Genomic DNA, 17,170 nt, shown 5'->3' with positions numbered 1-17,170 from the left:
ACATTTCAAGGCCGTCATGACCAATCCGCCCACCCTGTCCAACTGGCTGTCAATCGCCGCGCTCGGCCTGATCTGGGGCGGCACGTTCATGGTCGTGCGCATCGCGCTTGACGGCTACGGCCCGCTGACCGTCGCCGCCGCGCGCACGGCGCTGGGGGCGGTGGCGCTTCTGGCGATCATGCAGGTAATGCGGCGGCCATTGCCGGTCTTCGATCGGCGCATGGTGAAATACCTCACCGTGATCGGCCTGCTGAACACCGCCCTGCCCTTCGCGCTGCTCAGCTGGGGCCAGCAATACGTGCCTTCCGCCTTTGCCGGGATTTCGATGGCCGCACTGCCGCTTTTCGTCCTCCCGCTGGCACATCTGTTCACGGATGAAAAACTCAGCCTGCGCAGTGCCGCAGGCGTGGTGCTGGGCTTCATCGGTGCGCTGATCCTGATTGGCCCGTCCGTTCTGCGCATCGGCACCGGGTGGGAGCCGCTGGGCCAGCTCGCCTGTGTCGCCGCGTCGATCTCCTACGCGGTCTCCAGCATCATGACCCGCCGCTGCCCGCCGATCGACCCGATCACGATGGCGGCACTCCTTTTGGCAGTGGGAGCCGCCGCCCTCGTTCCCGCCATGTTGATCGTCGAGGGCATCCCGCAGGTGGCAGATGCACGCAGCACCTGGGCGATCCTGTTTCTGGGGTTCGTGCCCACCGCGCTGGCCGCGCTGATCCGGGTGGTGACGATCCGCAGCGCAGGCGCGGTTTTCATGACGCTGGTGAACTACCAGGTCCCGGTCTGGTCGATGATCTTCGGCGCGTGGATTTTGAGCGAAGCACTGCCGCTGCGGTTCTTCGCGGCCCTCGCGCTGATCCTGTCCGGCGTGGCGATCAGCCAGTGGCCGGGCCTGCGCAGACTGTTGGCGCGGCGCTAGGCGACCGACTGCACCTCGGCCACGATGGTATCGACCACCTGTTCGAGCAGCATTGCATCCTCGCATTCCGCCATGACGCGGACCAGCGGTTCGGTCCCCGATTTGCGGATCAGCAACCGGCCCTTGCCGGTCAGGCGGATCTCTGCATCCCTGATCGCGGCGACGACGGACTGCGACGACAACGGGTCCTGCCCGACGCTGTAGGTCACGTTCTTGAGCAGCTGCGGTACGGTTTCAAACGTCGCGCTCAGATCGCTGGCTTTCAACCCGGTGTCGACCATGGCGGCCAGGAACTGCACCCCGGCCAGCAGACCGTCGCCGGTGGTGGCGTAATCCGTCATCACGATGTGACCGGACTGTTCGCCGCCAAGGTTGTAGCCGTTCTGCCGCATCTTCTCGACGACATAACGGTCGCCGACCGCCGTGCGCTCCAGCCGCAAACCGCGCCCGTCAAGGTAACGTTCAAGCCCGAGGTTCGACATGACGGTAGCCACAAGGGTATCGCCTTGCAACCGCCCCTCGTCCGCCCAGCGCCCGGCAAGTAGCGCCATAATCTGGTCGCCGTCGGCCACTTGCCCGCGTTCGTCCAGGATCATCACGCGGTCGGCGTCGCCGTCCAGGCAAATCCCGACATCCGCGCCATGGGTGATGATGGTCTCGGCGGCCAGTTGCGTGTTGGTCGACCCGCAGCCTTCGTTGATGTTGAAGCCGTTGGGCGACACGCCGACGGGGATCACCATCGCGCCCATCTCCCAAAGCACCTCGGGCGCGACCTTGTGGCCCGCACCGTTGGCGCAATCCACGACGACCTTGAGACCGTCCAGCCGCATCCCGCTCGGGAAGGTGGACTTGATCCGCTCCGCATAGCGGAAACGCCCGTCGTCGATCCGTTTGGCCCGGCCGATGTTGTTGGCCTGCGCGGGCAAAATCTCGCCCGCGATCATGTCCTCGATCGTGGCCTGCGCCTCGTCCGACAGTTTGAACCCGTCTGGCCCGAAAAACTTGATCCCGTTGTCGTGATGCGGGTTGTGGCTGGCAGAGATCATGATGCCGACATCCGCCCGCATCGACGTGGTCAGCATGCCGACCGCCGGGGTCGGGATCGGCCCCAGCAACAGCACGTTCATGCCGGTCGAGGTCAGGCCTGCGGTCAGCGCGTTCTCGAACATATAGCCCGACAGCCGCGTGTCCTTGCCGATCACGACACGGTGCCCGTTGGACCCGTCGTTGCGGAAATAGCGGCCCGCCGCGGCACCGATCTTCAGCGCCATATCGGACGTCATCGGGTACACATTGGCCCGCCCGCGCACACCGTCAGTTCCGAACAGTTTCTCAGCCATAATCATCGACCCCACTCAATGCCCCGTGCAGGCGCAACGCCTGCCGTGTTTCCAAAGTATCGTGGACCCGCACGATCTGAACGCCGCGCACAAATCCATGTAATGCAACAGCCACCGACCCCGGCAACCGATCAGACGCCACATCGGCCCCGGAAATGGTGCCGATAAAACGCTTTCGTGACGCGCCCAGAAGAAGGGGCACGCCCAGATCATGATACACTGCGAGGTCGCGCAGTAATGTCACATTATGTATCATAGTTTTACCAAATCCGATACCCGGATCGACGATCAGCCGGGATCGCGCGATCCCGGCGGAGAGGGCAGCAGAAATCCGCTCAACAAGATGGGTCGCAACATCGGTCGTCACGTTGTCGTAGTGGGGATTGATCTGCATGTCCTTGGGCGCGCCCTGCGCATGCATCAGACAGATCGGCACCCCGGCGGCGGCGACGGTCGCGGCCATCTCCGGGTCAAAGCGCATGGCTGTCACGTCGTTGACCATATCGGCACCGGCGTCGAGCGCCGCCTGCGCCACGGCGGCCTTGCGCGTATCGATAGAGATCGGTGTCACGATCCCCGCATCGCGGATCGCGCGGATCACCGGTGCGGTGCGGCGGATTTCCTCGGCCACCGGCACGTCATCGGCACCGGGCCGCGTGCTTTCGCCGCCGATATCCAGAATGTCCGCATCGGCAGCCATCGCCCGCGCGCGCGCCACGGCGGCAGCCACGTCCTGCAGCGTGCCCCCGTCGGAAAAGCTGTCGGGCGTCACGTTCAGAATACCCATGATCCGGGGGCGGTCCATCGACAGCCCGCACAGATCGGGGCGCGGTCCACTCAACCGGTCCAATGTCGCCCGATCAAGATCGCGGGCATCGTGCCATGTGACCGTGCCATCATCCGCAAGGCCGCGCACCCGGTCAAAGCCTAGCGCCGCCTGCCCGGCCAGCGGCACCGCGTCCGGCGGCAGGTCGGCCAAGGGTGCAACTTGCGGACAGTGAAAGATCGTCACAGCGACACATCCACAGCATGACAGCGCACGGTCAGGTCGGTCACCGGGGCATCGGCACCGATCACAAGCAGTTCGGTTGCCTGCATTTGCCCTGCGAACCACGCCGCCAGTGCGGTGCCGTCGCGCGGACTGGCCGTCGCGCCATCCACGGCATCAAGCACGATCTTCGACGGGGCCCAGATACAGATCTGCCCGTTTTTCATCGCCCAGTCGAGTTCGGTGCGCGTCTCGACCACCTTGCAGCGGTGATCGCGCGCGGCGAGCATCCAGGCGTTCTGCTCGATGGCGAGCAGGTCGATCCGGCGCTGGGTCATCACGTGGCCGGTCACCGGCACCGGTGTCGCCCCCGCCCCGACTGCCAGGATCAGCGGTGCCGTCTGCGCGGCAAGATGGTCGATCCATCCGGTCAGGCAATCGCTGGCGATGGCGGCGTTGGACAGATAGACGACGCGCGGGTGCGGGGCTTCGATATGGGTCTGAACGGCGCTGGCGTGACCGTCCCGTGCGCGCACGATCTCGACACCCAGCGAAAACGGTCCGCGGTCCAGCTTCTCGATCCGCACGAAGACACGCTGCGCCTGAGGCTCCAGCAAAATCCGGTCCGCCACACGCGCGGCGAGCGTTTCCAGCAGGTTGATCCGCTCGGCGTCCAATTCAGCTGAAATCGCCTCGGTCACACGGTCGTAGGACAAAATCCGGTCCACGTCGTCGTCGATCGGACCGGTCAGCGGCAGCACCTCGACCACCACGTTAAAGCGCACCCGCTGCAGCGTGCCCCGCTCCTGCTGAAACGCACCGATCTCGACCTCGGCGACATAGTCGCGCAAAGAGATACGATCATAGGGCAGATCGGCACTGGCCGCCGCGCGCTCGCTGGGATGCGCGAAGGCAAGGCGAATTTCATCTGTCATGGCACGACCCGTTCCCACCTGGATTGCTGGCGGCATAGAGCCACGCCGCCGCAAGAGCAAGCGTCCTGCACGTCACTCCACCACCCTGCGGCGACACCTAGTTAGAGGCGGTGCGGGTCGGCTGACGGTAGAAATAATGCGATCCGATGGTCGCCGTGCGCGGGAAGCGACGCGCCCAAGACGGGCTGACGGCGCGGGTGTGGTAATGCGTGGCGCCATCGGTCAGTTCCCGCGGTGCGCCGTCGAGCAGCAGCCGCGCGACCTTGCCGACGCGCTCGTATGCGCCGCGCTCGTGGATCGTGTCCGCGCGCCCGTCGCAGGTATAGGTGAACTGGCAGGCAAACCGGCGACCGGTGCCCTGATTGATCACGGCGCAGGCGCTGTTGGGGTACGCCCCGCTGTCGACACGGTTCAGGATCACCTCACCCACCGCGAACAGTCCGCGCGCCGTCTCGCCCCGCGCCTCGTGGTAAAGCGCCTGGGACAGACATTCCCACTGCGCGCCGCCCGACGCGGCAGGCAAAGAGGCCAGATAGCTGTTATCATAGCTGACCGTGGAAGGTGCGGTCTGGATTTCGCGCTCGGATGCGGGTGGCAATACCGTCAGCGCGGACAGGCGGCTGTCGGGAACCATCGCCAATGCCTCGCGTTCCTGCCCCAGAAGCGCACCAAGCCGGCTGGCCAATACGCCCTCGTCGGCATGGGCCGCGGATGCGCTCCCCAGTGTCAACGCAAAGGCAAATGCCGACGTCAGATGTCCCAGTCCAAACCGCATGTTCTCAATTCCGTTGCGCGCGGGATCGCCCCACGCAGGCGCGGCGTCTCTAGGACAGTTTGACCTATAGGTCAAACCGGCGCACGACTGTGCGCAACCGCAAGGCGAGACGCGGCAAACAGTCCGTCAAGCTACTGAAATCTATGGGTTACTGAGCCGCATCGGCGACGGGTTTTGCCGCCAACCTGTCCGCCAGCGTCAGCTGGGCGGCGGAAAGCCGCGCAACCGGCACCCGGAACGGCGAACATGACACGTAATGAAACCCCTGCTGGCGGCAGAATGCGATGGCCGACCGCGTGCCGCCGTGCTCTCCGCAGATCGACAGCGTCACGTCGGGCCGCCCACGCCGCCCCCGCTCTGCACCGATGGCCAGCAATTCACCGACCCCGTCGATGTCGAGACTGTGGAACGGGTCTTCCTCGTACACGCCCTGCTGCACATAGGCCGACATGAACCGCCCCGCATCGTCGCGCGACAGCCCGTATGTCATTTGCGTCAGGTCATTCGTCCCGAATGACAGGAACGACGCATGCTGCGCGATGTCCTCGGCCCGCAGGGCAGCGCGGGGCGTTTCGACCATCACGCCCAGACGGTAGTCGAATTCGCATTTATGCGCGGCGGCGACGGTGGCGGCCTCGGCGTCGATGCGCGATTTGACCAGCTCGACCTCTTTCATGGCACTGACCAGGGGGATCATGATCTCCGGCACCACGCCCGCGTCCGATGCCACGACCGCCTCGAAGATCGCGCGGGCCTGCATTTCATAGATTTCGGGAATCGCGATACCCAGCCGGACACCCCGCATCCCCAGCATGGGGTTGTATTCGCTGAGCGCCGCCACGCGTTCGGTCACGTCATGCAGCGGCAGCGCCAGCTGTTCCGACAGATCGCGCAGCCCCGCACGGTCGCCGGGCAGGAACTCGTGCAGCGGCGGATCGAACAGGCGAATGCAGACCGGCCGCCCCGCCATGATCTTGAACATCTCGCCGAAATCCGTGCGCTGCATCGGGAGCAGCCGGTCCAGTACGGCACGCCGGTCATCCGCGGTTTCGGCAAAGATCATCTCGCGCATGACACCCAGCCGCTCGCCGCCGAAAAACATATGCTCGGTGCGGCACAGGCCGATCCCCTCTGCGGCGAAATTGCGCGCGGTCTGCGCGTCCGTCGGCGTGTCGGCATTGGCCCGCACGCCGATGTCGCGAATGGCGTCCGCCCAGTCGAGCAGGGTCTGGAACGCCCCGTCCAGCGCTGCCTCCAGCAGCGGCGGCTCGCCGGCCAGCACATCACCGGAGGTGCCATCGACGGTAATCACGTCGCCTTCGGCAAAGCTGCGGCCGTCCGGTGTCACGATGATCCGCTTCTTGAGGTCGATCATCAGGTCAGATGCGCCGACGACGCAGGGCAGACCCAGCCCGCGACCGATCACCGCGGCATGGCTGGTGATCCCGCCGCGCATGGTCAGCACGGCCTGTGCGGCGTGCATCCCGCGAATGTCCTCGGGAGAGGTTTCGCGGCGGACCAGCACGCAGGCTTCCTCGCGCGCGGCACTGGCCTGCGCGTCGCCCGCGGTCAGCACGATCCGGCCCGACGCGGCACCCGGGCTGGCGGCGATGCCGCGCACCAGCCGGTCGCGTTTGGCGGCCGGATCGACCTGCCGGTGCAGCATCTCGGACAATGCGGTCGGATGAACGCGCATCACCGCCTCTTCGCGCGGAATGATCTCGTCTTCGGCCAGCGCCACGGCGATCCGCACCGCCGCACGGCTGGAGCGAGGCACCCGCACCGCGTCCAGCACCCACAAGCGACCGGATTCGATGGTAAATTCCACCATCATCTCCTCGCGGAGCCGTCTGCGGCACAGGTCGCCATAGCCGACAAGCTGGGCGAAAACCTCCGGGCACAGCTCTTCCAGTGCAGGCCCACGGTCGTCGCGGGTCAGATAGATCGCCCCTTCGACATCGCCCAATGCCTCACGACGCTGGCTCTGGCCCAGATAGCGGCCGGTGATCTGCGACTGCCCGGTCGCGCTGTCCACGTATTGGATCATGCCGGTGCCACATTCGCCCGGACCGATGCCAAGCGCCATGGCCTGCACCACAAGCCCAAGCCCCGCATCGGCAGGCGCGCCTTTCGCCTGTCGCAGCAGCCGCGCCGTCGTGCCGTCCCACGCGCGCGCCATGGAACGCAGCACCTCGGTCAGCTGGACCGCCGGGTCCTGCGGAAACGGTGCGTCGGTTTCAAACTCATAGGCATCCAGCGCATGCTTGAGGCCCTCCGCCCCCGCCGTCGCGGGCAAGGCGAATTCCTCGGGGTCCAGCCGGGCCACGTGAATGGCATAGGACTGGACGAACCGCAGATAGAGCCGGGTCGCCATCGCCTCGCCGATCTCGTCCGACAGCGCCGCGTGACGCGCGTCACACATCCCGATATTCAGGATAGCCCCCGGCCCGCCCCAGTCCGGGTCCTGGCTGGACGGGCGCACGGACAACAGCGGCGTATCGCCGAACGGAAACAGGATATCCGCGATGGCGGGCATCTTGCCGATCGCGATCTGATGCACCGCGTCGAACGACAGGGCCACCGTCGTCGGCACCGGCATGTCGAGCCGCACCAGCCGTTGCAGGCATTTCGCACGGCCACCATGCACCTCCGCCGACATCGGCGCGGTCGCGGTGATCAACGTCACCGGTTCAAAGGTCCGTGGGTGCTGCACTGCGGCATCTTTCGTTGCTGTGCCTGCAACATAGGGGCCGCCGCCCCGGGATGTAAAGAAATGCTTAGCCTTCGATCCGCGTCAGATCCGCCACCGAAAGGCAGATCGTGCGGATACGGCTGAGCAGGTTGAGACGGTTCCTCCGGATGATTTCGCTGTCTGCGTTTACCTGCACATCGGTAAAGAAAGCGTCAATCGGGCCGCGCAAGTCTGCCATCGCGGTCATCGCCGCGCTGAAATCCTCTGCCGCCATCGCCGGGGCGATCTTTGCCTCGGCGGCGTCGAGCGCGGAAAACAGCGCCTTTTCAGCCGGTTCCTCGGCAAACTTCACGTCGGCACCATAGGAATATTCCACGCCGTCCTTCGCCTCGGCCTGCGTCAGAATATTGTTCGCCCGCTTGAACCCCTGCAACAGGTTTTCCCCGTCGTCGGTCTTGAGCGTCTCCGCCAACGCCCGCGCCCGTTTCACCAAGAGCGTCAGATCGTCGCTCCCCGGCATCGCGATGCAGGCGTCGATAATGTCGTGGCGGATGCCCTGATCCTTGAGGAACACCTTGAGCCGATCGTGGAAAAAGGCGAGGAGATCGGATGACCATGAATTTTCGCCGAAAATTCGGGCCAAGGGCAATGTCAGAGCATTATCCAAAATCAACCGGATCACCCCCAGCGCCGCGCGACGCAGAGCAAAGGGATCCTTCGAGCCGGTCGGCTTCTCGTCGATTGCCCAAAAGCCCGTCAGCGTGTCGATCTTGTCAGCCAGCGCCACAGCTACGGACACCGGCGCGGTCGGCACGTCCTCGGACGGGCCGAGCGGTTTCCAGTGCATTTCCACGGCCTCGGCCACGGCGGGATCGCGGCCAGCGGCTTTGGCGTAATAACGGCCCATAAGCCCCTGTAATTCCGGGAATTCCCCAACCATCTCGGACCGCAGATCGGCCTTGGCGATCCGCGCGGCCTCTGCAGCCTGATCGGCATCGGCACCGACCATGGGCGCGATTTCGCGGGCGAGTGAGGCGATACGTTCGACCCGGTCGATTTGCGAGCCGAGCTTGTTGTGGAAGGTCACGTCTTTCAAACCCTTCACCCAAGACTCCATCCCGTCCCTGGCGACACGCAAGTCATTGTCCCAAAAGAATTTCGCATCAGACAGCCGGGCGAAGAGCACCTTTTCGTTGCCCGCCAGGATCGTCGCGCCATCGTCCGGCGTCTCGATGTTGGCGACCGTCACGAAACGTTCGATCCGACCGGTCTTGGTGTTCTTCACTGAAAAGAACTTCTGATGTTCCTTCATCGAGGTTTGCAGCACCTCCGGCGGCAGGTCGAGGAAGTCGTCGGCGATCCTGCCCATCAGCACGACCGGCCATTCCACCAGCCCCGCAACTTCTGCCAGAAGCCCGCGATCCGCGACCACCTCCAGCCCCTGCGCGAAAGCGTGATTGGTCGCGTCGTGCCAGATTGTTTCGGCACGGGTGTCGGCGCGCAGGACGACCTTCGCGCGCTTGAGCTTCGCCTCGTAATCATCGAAAGATACGACAGAAAATGCGTCCGGTGCCATGAACCGATGGCCGCGCGTCACGTCGCTCGCGGTGATCCCGTCGACGGTCAGCTGCACCACCTCAGCGCCGCTCTCGTCGCTCAGGATGCAGAGAATGGAATGCAGCGGGCGGACCCAGCGCAGGGTGCCGGCGCCCCAGCGCATGGATTTCGGCCAGGGGAAATTACGGATCGTTTTTTCGAGCACCTCGGCCACGATGTCGGCGGCCATACGGCCCGGCTTTTCGATCACCGCGAAATAGGTCTGACCCTTCTTTTCGTCGCGGACCTCGAGCTGGTCGCGGGTCAGGCCGGTGGAACGCAGAAAGCCGTCGACCGCCTTGTCTGGAGCGGAGACGGACGGGCCCTTGCGTTCTTCACGCACGGGCTTGCTTTCGGCCATCAGCCCCTCGACCGACAGCGCCAGACGGCGCGGCGTGGCGAAGGCGGCGGCCCCGGCATAGGTCAGACCAGCCTCGACCAGACCGTCGGTCACCAGTTTCTGCAGGTCGGCAGCCGCCTTGCCCTGCATCCGCGCCGGGATTTCCTCGGAAAAAAGTTCAATCATAAGGTCACGGGTGGCGGGCATCAGTTCAGACTTTCAGGAGGTTCGGGGCAGTCTTCGGGGGCCGGTTCGCCGTCAAAGACGACCTCGCCGCAGGCGTTGATCTGGTGCCACGCAAAGGCGCGGCCATCGGGATAGACGGCGACGATCCGGTCGATGCCGTACTGGATGTTCTCCTGCCCCAGAAAGGCGATCGCCATACCGGATTCGAGGTCTTCGCCGATGGCGCGGGCATCGAAACAGTCGAACCAATTGGGTGCGACCAGCGGTTCGGCGGCGTCGTAGATTTCGTAGGTTTCGGTCAGGGTCGCCAGCGACATCGCAGTGTCAAAGCAGGCACGGTAGCGCACCGGGCTACTGTCGCTGTCGATGGCCCTGAAGTTTTCGAACAATATCTGCTCCGGCTCGCCGGTCACCAGCGAGGTCAATTGCACATCTGCAACCTCGGCACTGATTTCCTCGTAGAAACCATAGACCTGCAGGTAATACATCGCCGCCCCGGCAAGTAGCGCGGTCATGCCCAGCCCCACAATGAAAACGCGCCCCGCATTCATGCCGCCGCCCCGGCGGCACCGGTCTGCACGAAGGCATCGGCGCAGGCCTTGGCCAGCGCGCGCACGCGCCCGATATAGGCCTGCCGTTCGGTGACGGAGATCACGCCGCGTGCGTCGAGCAGGTTGAACAGGTGGCTGGCCTTGATGCACTGATCATAGGCCGGGTGCGCCATGATGATGCGCTTTCCGGTTTTCGGATCGTCATAGGGTTGCGCGAGGATGCGTTCGCATTCCGCCTCCGCGTCCCTGAAGTGCTGCAACAGCGTGTCGGTATCGGCCACGTCGAAGTTCCAGCGGGCGTATTCCTCTTCGGTCTGTTTGAACACGTCGCCGTAGGTCAGCGGGATTGGTGCGCCGGGGTCGTTGAACGGCATGTCCATGACGTGATCGACGTCGAGAATATACATCGCCAGACGTTCCAGACCGTATGTCAGCTCCCCGGACACAGGTTTGCAGTCGTGCCCGCCGACCTGCTGAAAATAGGTGAACTGCGAGACTTCCATGCCGTCGCACCAGACTTCCCAGCCCAGCCCCCAGGCACCCAGTGTCGGGCTTTCCCAGTCATCCTCGACAAAGCGGATGTCGTGCAACGCCGCATTCACGCCGATGGCGTCGAGCGAGCCGAGGTAAAGCGCCTGCAGATCGGGCGGCGACGGTTTGATCAGCACCTGATACTGATAGTAGTGCTGCAACCGGTTCGGGTTTTCACCATAGCGTCCGTCGGTCGGGCGACGCGAGGGCTGGACGTAGGCCGCGGCCCAGGGTTGCGCGCCAAGCGAGCGCAGGGTGGTCGCGGGGTGGAACGTGCCGGCACCGACTTCCATGTCGTAGGGCTGCATCACGGCGCAGCCCTGCCCCGACCAATAGGTCTGAAGCCGCAGGATGATCTCCTGAAAACTGCGCGGTTTGTCGGCCATGTGCCATCTCCATCGTCTGTGCGCGTTCAATAGGGTGCGCGACGGGGCGGGTCAATTAGGCCACGGGCGCTTAATTCTTTGCCGCACCGCACGAATCGGGGTGCGCGGCCCGTGTCATCTGCTAGGTTCTGCCGCAACCTGCGATCCGAGATTAGAGTGATAAGATTGATGTATATTTTCCGGCTCATCGCCGCCCTTGGCGTTACGCTGTTCCTGACCCTGTCCGCCGCCGCGCAAAGCACCGTCTGGATTCAGGTCGAGGCGCAACCGACCCTGACCCAGGCACAGGACCGCGTGCGCGCCTATGCCGCACAGCTGGACAATGTGGCGGGGTTCTATCTGGGCTCCGGCTGGTACGGGATCGTGCTGGGGCCCTACGCGCCGGACGACGCGGAAACGCTGCGCCGCCGTTTGCGGAACGAGGGGCGCATTCCGCGCGACGCCTTCATCGCGCGGGGCAACAATTTTCGGCAGCAGTTCTGGCCGATCGGGGTCGGGGCCGAGACCACGGCGCAACCGCTTCCGGGGACAAGCGTGACCGAAGGGACCGAAACCGGCGATGTGACCAGCCAGACCGAGACGACAGAGCCTGTGGTCGAAACGCCGGTCATCGCCACGCCGGACGAAACAGTGGCCGAGGCGCGCGCGTCGGAGGCCGCGTTGACACGGCCGGAAAAGGAACTTCTGCAGATCGCACTGCAATGGGGCGGGTTCTATACCGCCGCCATCGACGGGTCCTTCGGGCGCGGCACGCGGGCGTCCATGCGCGCCTGGCAGGAGGCGAACAATCACGAGGTCACGGGTATCCTGACCACCGCACAACGCGCCGAACTGATCGCCGACTACAACGCCGTGCTGGAGGGCATGGACCTGCAGATGGTGCGCGACAATGCGACGGGGATCGAAATGATGATCCCCACCGGTGTCGTGGAGTTCGCCGAATACGAGCCGCCTTTCGCCCGGTTCGAACCCAAGGGCGATCTGGACGCGCATGTTCTGCTGATCAGTCAGGAGGGCGACCAGACACGGCTGTTCGGTCTTTATGAAATCCTGCAGACGCTTGCGATCATCCCGGTCGACGGTCCGCGGACCCGCAACAACAGTTCGTTCGAAATCGAGGGGATCGGTGACGGCATCCACTCCTACACCACCGCCACGCTGCGCGATGGGCAGATCAAGGGCTTTTCGCTGATCTGGCCTGCTGGCGACGAGGAACGCCGCGCCCGCGTGCTGCAGAACATGCAGGCCAGTTTCGCCACCATTCCCGGCGTACTGGACCCGGCCATCGCGGTGCCGGACGAAAATCAGGCCATCGACCTTGTGGCCGGGCTGGAGGTGCGCAAGCCGTCGTTGTCGCGCAGCGGGTTCTATGTCGACAATCGCGGGTCGGTGCTGACCACGGCAGAGGTCGTGCAGGGCTGCGAGCGGATCACCATCGATCAGACGCATGACGCGACGGTGGCGCATCTGGACGAGACGCTGGGGCTGGCCGTGTTGCGCCCGGACACGGCGCTGGCCCCCATCGGGATCGCGGCATTCCAGACCGCCGTACCGCGCCTGCAGTCCGAGGTGGCCGTGGCAGGCTACCCCTACGGCGGCGTGCTGGTGCAGCCTGCGCTGACTTTCGGCAAGCTGGCGGATATTCGCGGGCTGAACGGCGAGGACGAGGTGAAACGGCTGGCGCTGAACGCGCAGGACGGCGACGCGGGCGGGCCTGTCTTCGACAACGGCGGTGCGGTGCTGGGCATGTTGCTGCCCGATACCGCAACCGGCGGTCAGGTGTTGCCGCCCGAGGTGAGCTTTGCCGTCGATGCCGAACAGATCGTGGCCTCATTGAACGGGGCCGGAATCGCGGTCGAGACGACCGACACCGTGGCTTTCATGCCGCCCGAAACGCTGACACTGCGCGCGGCGGATGTGACGGTGCTGGTGAGTTGCTGGTAAGTTGCCACTTCGGTTGAGTTGAGCAAACGCCCGGTTCCCGACCGGGCGTTTTTCTTTTGCCGCTACCCCAGCACGCTGGCCTGCAAATAGATGATCGTCGGCCCCTTGCGGGCCAGCGCATCCGTCACCGCACCACCAATCTCGTCCAGTGATTGCGGTGCGGCGCTGGCGGCGCCGTAGGCCTCTGCCAGTTTCACGAAATCCGGGTTCTTCTGGATCACCGCGTTGGGCGCGATCTGCGCGCGGACCATGCTGTCCTCGATCTCGCCCAGCTTGCCGTTGTCCCAGATGATGATGGGCAAGGTCAGCTCCAGCTCCACCGCGACCATCAGTTCCTGCAGCGTGTATTGAAATCCGTAGTCCCCGGCGATGGCTACGACCGGCTGATCCCCCACCCCGATCTTGCCGCCGATGGCCGCAGGCAGCGCATAGCCCAGCGTGCCGAAACCGTAAGGGTGATGCCAGTGGCCGGGGCGGGACATCGGCCAGATTTCCTTGGCGGCGTAGGCGAACTGGGTCATGTCGGAATAGATCATCGTATCGTCCGGCAGCGCCGCGCGCAGGGCGTCGGCGACGGGCAGGATGCCGGGGCGTTCGGCGTCGATCTCGGCGCGCCAGGCGCTGTCCTGCGCGGCGATCCTGTCGCGGCCCCAGACAAAAGGCTTGTCGTCGGGCCAGTCATCCACGAGGATGAACAGATCGTTGAAAAACGCATGTGCTGTCGCGTGGATCGCGATGTCCGCCTTGTGCCTGTCGCGCAGCACCTCGGGATCGATATCCACGCGGATCATATCGGCGGTGTGGCCCAGGTTCTGGCGCCACAGATCCACCTCCGACAGTTCAGACCCCACGACCACCACCAGATCGGCCTGCGCGATCACGTCGGCGCTGCCCGGCCGCGCCAGATAGGCGCCGAGGCAGCGTTCGTCATGGCCAGACAGTACACCGCGACCCGCATAGGTCGTCATGACCATCGCGCCTGTCCTGCGCGCAATCTGGAACAGGTTGTGGCCGTGCTTGACCCCGCCACCCACGATGATCAGGGGCTTCTCGGCGGTCCTGAGACGATGTTCGACAAGCGTTTTGTCGTCATAGGACAGGTGCAGCCCGCTCTTGATCTTCGCAGGCGATGCGGGTGGCGGCGGGGCCTGTCCTTCGAGCGCGGGAATTGTCACGCTGATATGCTTGGGGCGCGGTCGCAGGGTCGCAAATTCACCCAGCGCCCGGTCGATCAGGGCGTAGGCGGCATCCGGTGTGTGGGCGGTTTCCGACCAGTCGCAGACGGCCCCTGCCGCCGCTTCCTGATCCAGCATCTGGTGCAACTGTCCGCGCGTGGCGGCCGTCTCTGCCAGACAGGAGGAGAGCACCAGCAGCGGCACGGAATCCGAATACGCCTGCCCCATCGGGGTCATGATGTTGCACAATCCCGGCCCGGTGATGACATAGGCCACCCCCGGCCTGCCTGTCGCGCGGGCATAACCGTCGGCCATGAACCCGGCCCCCTGTTCGTGACGCGCCAGCACATGGGTGATCCCCGCCTCCTCGATCCCGCGATACATTTCCTGATTGTGCACGCCGGGAATGCCGAAGATCGTCGTCACCCCGCGATCCTTTAGCATATGCGAGATTTGCGCGCCGAGCGGTCGGGTCGTCATGGTCAGGACCTCCAGAATTTGAATGTCAGAATGGCCAGCACGACCATGATTTCCAGTCGCCCTACGAACATCGCGATGGCGAGGATCCACTTGGCCGCCGGGTTCAGCCCCGCGAAATTCCCCGCCGGGCCGATTTCGGGGCCAAGCCCGGGGCCGATGTTGCCGATCGCCGATGCCGCGCCGGACACGGATGTGATGAAATCCAGCCCCGTCATCCCCAGAAGCACCGTGAACAGCCCCAGCGCCAGCACGAAGGCCACGAAGAACGCCATGACAGAGTTCAGAACGTCCTCACCGACCTTGCGCCCCTCGAAGCGCGGGGGAAAGATGCCGTGCGGCGAGTGGATCAGCCGGATCTGGCTTTTGATCGAAGCGAAGAGCAGCTGGTAGCGGAAGATCTTGATCGAACAGGAGGTCGACCCGGCGCAGCCGCCGACCAGCCCGATAAAGAAGAACACGACGACCGGGAACGTCCCCCACTGCATGTAGTCGGCGCTGGCGTAACCTGTGCCTGACATGATCGACAGCACGTTGAACAGCGCCTCGCGGAAGGCAACCTCCGTCACCACCCCCTCGCGCCCCCAGAGCCAGCTGGTGATCAGCAGCACGCAGATCGCGAGCGTCAGGAAAAACGCCCTGATCTGGCTGTCACGAAACAAGGGCTGCGCGGAACCGGCCAGAAACTGCACGTAGCGCACGAAAGGCAGGGCCGCGAGAAACATGAAGATGACCGCGACATAATGCGCCCCCGCCCCGAACGCGCCGAACGAGGCGTCGCTGTTGGCCATACCCCCCGTCGAGACCGTGGTCATCGCGTGGCACAGCGCGTCGAACGGGGCCATGCCCGTCGCGGAATAGGACAGCGCACAGGCCAGCGTCAGCGCCACGTAGATGACAGAGATATTGCGGGCGATCTCACCCGCGCGGGGCAGGATCTTGCCCATCGTGTCGAACGCCTCGGAACGGAAAATCTGCATGCCGCCGACCCGCAGTTCCGGCAGGAACACCATCGCCACGACGATGATCCCGATTCCGCCGAGCCATTGCAGCGTCGCGCGCCAGAGTTTGAGGCCCGCAGGCAGCGCCTCCAGCCCGCTGAAGACGGTGGCCCCGGTGGTGGTCAGCCCCGACATCGCCTCGAAAAATGCGTTGGTGAAACTGGCGTTGGTCGCGCCGATGACGAACGGCAGCGCGCCGAAGACCGGCAGGGTCAGCCAGACCAGCGACGTCAGCAGGAAGGTCTGCCGCAGGTTCAGCCCTGCCGACACGCCGTTGGCGCAGGACAGCGCCATCAGCCCGCCGCAAAGGACCGTCAGCACCGCGGATTCGACGAAGACCGGCCAATGCCCGTTGCCGACCCACAGGTCGACGATCAGCGGCGGCACCATGGTCAGCCCCAGCGAGGCGATCAGCAATCCGATGACATAGCCCACGGGGCGCAAATCCAACATGGATGCAGGCTTGGCGCGGGGCGTGGGGGGTGTCAAGGTTGGGGGAGAGCCACGCACGCAAATTGCAGTGGGCAACATCTTGCCCGAGATGCGCACGGCAGACTGTCGTTCGATTGCAGCATTTTCCGGGCAACCTATGTCACGTCAACCCGCTCGAGCGACCGATGTACACCGTAGTCTTCAAGCTGAATCAGGGCGTGACACCATCGTCTGTGCAACAAGAAGCGACATTGCTTTTATGTAGGGCGCGCGTATCGCGCCATTGGCGATTTCCATAGCGGCGCGATCAAACGCGGCCGATACGACATTGGTGAGGGCCGCGAGATCATGGTCACTCAAGCCAGGCCGGAGCCGGTGCAAGGCTTCTTTCAGCCCCGCGCTGGTCACGGGTTCAGTCAATGCCAGCGCTTCGACATGTCCCAGAATTGCGGGCGCATCGGCCAGTAACAGGCGTGCGCGCCCCGGAACCGACATCGCATCGAAATAGGCGGCGATCCCGACCTCCATGGCCTGTTGCGGATCGTCGATGCCAAGCGTTGTATTGTCGATCTGATCACTGACAACCCCGGCTTCCTGAACAGCCAGCGCGCGGAACAGGTCTGTCTTGTCGGCGAAGTGGTGATAAAGAGCGCCACGTGTAACGCCGGCCCTGTCAACAATCTGCGGTGTGCCGGTTTCTGCGAACCCCTGTTCGGTAAATAGCTCCCGGGCCGCTGTCAAAAGAGCAGCCCTTGTCTCTGCCCGCCTTTCAGCTTGTGTGCGACGACGTTGCGCTGCCAATTCGATGCTCCTTCCAGTGGCTAGGATATCCATTCCTCGCATGCCTACCACATAAAAATACAACTTGCATGTAAATTGGAATCAAGTTACATACACATAGT

At 64.4% G+C, this 17,170-nt stretch carries 13 protein-coding genes; 2 read left to right on the top strand and 11 right to left on the bottom strand.

Translation table 11 applies throughout. The annotated features are described in order from the left end of the window. Positions 1 to 16 precede the first annotated feature (16 nt). Positions 17 to 919, top strand: coding sequence for a DMT family transporter (locus AC04PH_RS06895; RefSeq protein ID WP_483065005.1), 903 nt, complete (start codon positions 17 to 19; stop codon positions 917 to 919). Here the strand turns inward: AC04PH_RS06895 and glmM are convergent. The 8 genes from glmM to AC04PH_RS06855 all read right to left on the bottom strand — a co-directional run bounded on the left by glmM (position 916) and on the right by AC04PH_RS06855 (position 11,239). Then, positions 916 to 2,259: a phosphoglucosamine mutase gene (glmM, locus tag AC04PH_RS06890; protein ID WP_483065004.1), complete on the bottom strand. Its 1,344-nt coding sequence runs from the start codon at positions 2,257 to 2,259 to the stop codon at positions 916 to 918. The genes AC04PH_RS06895 and glmM overlap by 4 nt on opposite strands. Then, a complete protein-coding gene (gene folP / locus AC04PH_RS06885; protein WP_483065003.1) occupies positions 2,252 to 3,238 on the bottom strand; it encodes a dihydropteroate synthase in 987 nt (328 codons plus the stop codon). Before folP ends, glmM begins: the two co-directional genes overlap by 8 nt. A 29-nt stretch (positions 3,239 to 3,267) precedes the next feature. Continuing rightward, positions 3,268 to 4,182 (bottom strand): dihydroneopterin aldolase, encoded by a 915-nt coding sequence (locus AC04PH_RS06880; protein WP_483065002.1) that lies wholly within the window; start codon positions 4,180 to 4,182, stop codon positions 3,268 to 3,270. A 97-nt stretch (positions 4,183 to 4,279) separates the two neighbouring features. Then, on the bottom strand, positions 4,280 to 4,957 hold the full coding sequence (locus tag AC04PH_RS06875) for a cell wall hydrolase (protein WP_483065001.1): 678 nt from the start codon (positions 4,955 to 4,957) through the stop codon (positions 4,280 to 4,282). A 148-nt stretch (positions 4,958 to 5,105) separates the two neighbouring features. After that, positions 5,106 to 7,616: a putative PEP-binding protein gene (locus tag AC04PH_RS06870; RefSeq protein WP_483066162.1), complete on the bottom strand. Its 2,511-nt coding sequence runs from the start codon at positions 7,614 to 7,616 to the stop codon at positions 5,106 to 5,108. 118 nt (positions 7,617 to 7,734) lie between these two features. Beyond that, entirely contained in the window at positions 7,735 to 9,792 is a 2,058-nt protein-coding gene (glyS, locus tag AC04PH_RS06865; RefSeq protein WP_483065000.1) for a glycine--tRNA ligase subunit beta, read from the bottom strand. Then, positions 9,792 to 10,286: a DUF6446 family protein gene (locus AC04PH_RS06860; RefSeq protein WP_483064999.1), complete on the bottom strand. Its 495-nt coding sequence runs from the start codon at positions 10,284 to 10,286 to the stop codon at positions 9,792 to 9,794. The genes glyS and AC04PH_RS06860 overlap by 1 nt, the downstream gene beginning before the upstream one ends. Positions 10,287 to 10,318: 32 nt before the next feature. Beyond that, positions 10,319 to 11,239 (bottom strand): glycine--tRNA ligase subunit alpha, encoded by a 921-nt coding sequence (locus AC04PH_RS06855; RefSeq protein ID WP_483064998.1) that lies wholly within the window; start codon positions 11,237 to 11,239, stop codon positions 10,319 to 10,321. 168 nt (positions 11,240 to 11,407) lie between these two features. On the opposite strand from AC04PH_RS06855, the gene AC04PH_RS06850 reads away from it, so the two are divergent. After that, positions 11,408 to 13,183, top strand: coding sequence for a trypsin-like peptidase domain-containing protein (locus AC04PH_RS06850; RefSeq protein ID WP_483064997.1), 1,776 nt, complete (start codon positions 11,408 to 11,410; stop codon positions 13,181 to 13,183). Between the two features lie 62 nt (positions 13,184 to 13,245). Here AC04PH_RS06850 and AC04PH_RS06845 read toward each other — a convergent pair whose 3' ends face one another. The 3 genes from AC04PH_RS06845 to AC04PH_RS06835 form a co-directional block, all read right to left on the bottom strand. Then, positions 13,246 to 14,838 (bottom strand): thiamine pyrophosphate-binding protein, encoded by a 1,593-nt coding sequence (locus AC04PH_RS06845; RefSeq protein WP_483064996.1) that lies wholly within the window; start codon positions 14,836 to 14,838, stop codon positions 13,246 to 13,248. A 2-nt stretch (positions 14,839 to 14,840) separates the two neighbouring features. Continuing rightward, positions 14,841 to 16,289, bottom strand: a complete 1,449-nt coding sequence (locus tag AC04PH_RS06840; RefSeq protein ID WP_483064995.1) for a TrkH family potassium uptake protein — start codon at positions 16,287 to 16,289, stop codon at positions 14,841 to 14,843. A 180-nt stretch (positions 16,290 to 16,469) separates the two neighbouring features. Then, complete coding sequence (locus tag AC04PH_RS06835) at positions 16,470 to 17,102, bottom strand: TetR/AcrR family transcriptional regulator (protein ID WP_483064994.1); 633 nt, start codon at positions 17,100 to 17,102, stop codon at positions 16,470 to 16,472. Positions 17,103 to 17,170 lie beyond the last annotated feature (68 nt).

It is taken from the genome of Yoonia sp. KMU-150, from assembly GCF_056858355.1.
The sequence above is the reverse complement of the archived record's forward strand: the minus strand, read 5'-3'. Positions and strand labels throughout refer to the sequence as shown.